Annotated in this window: 1 protein-coding gene; it reads right to left on the bottom strand. The window is 48.1% G+C overall.

Features of this window, described 5'->3' with window-relative positions:
- On the bottom strand, positions 1 to 270 hold a 270-nt coding region (gene rsgA / locus CH339_RS25690), incomplete at both ends, for a GTPase RsgA (protein ID WP_146610308.1).

Raw genomic sequence — 270 nt, 5'->3', positions numbered from 1 at the left:
ATCCTGAAAATGGGGGATGATGTCTTCGATGCCTCTTCCGCTTTTCATTGATGTCAAATAGACGCTGTACCCGATGTTCCGGTAGTCTTCGGCATATTGATGAATCTGCTCTTTCAGCGCGTCATCATCCACAAGGTCCATTTTCGTGATGCATATGATCGGCCTAATATCACCCGCCTCAACCAGCACTAAAAAACGATCCAAAAGCGACGTGCTGAATGTCGGCTCCTTTGCCGAAAACACGAGAACCGCCTGATCCACGTTGCTGAT

This window comes from Rhodobium orientis, from assembly GCF_003258835.1.
In the GTDB taxonomy this organism is placed as follows: Bacteria; Pseudomonadota; Alphaproteobacteria; order Rhizobiales; family Rhodobiaceae; genus Rhodobium; species Rhodobium orientis.
Note: the sequence above shows the minus strand (reverse complement) of the source record. Positions and strands in the feature narration are given on the sequence as shown.